The sequence below is a fragment of the Brevibacterium sp. 50QC2O2 genome, assembly GCF_024580675.1.
GTDB lineage: Bacteria > Actinomycetota > Actinomycetes > Actinomycetales > Brevibacteriaceae > Brevibacterium > Brevibacterium moorei.
On sequence record NZ_JANIJZ010000084.1, the window covers coordinates 1 to 236 of the forward strand.

Genomic DNA, 236 nt, shown 5'->3' on the forward strand with positions numbered 1-236 from the left:
GTGTGTAGGTGAGCGTGTGGTGTGACGCAGGAAGGTAGCCGGGCCGCGCGGTGGTTGTCGTGGTCTAAGGTGGTAGCCCGTCAGGTAGGTAAATCCGTCTGGCATATAAGGGTGAGAGCTGATGGGCGTCCCACTTTGGGTGGGGTGATCCGGTGATCCTATGCTGTCGAGAAAAGCATCGGCGTGAGGTTTGATCCGCTCGTACCCGAAACCGACACAGGTAGTCAGGTAGAGAA

The 236-nt window shown here is 57.6% G+C and carries 1 rRNA gene; it reads left to right on the forward strand.

Annotated elements, in window-relative coordinates:
- A 23S ribosomal RNA gene (locus NQ038_RS15735) occupies window positions 1-236 on the forward strand; the annotation flags it as partial.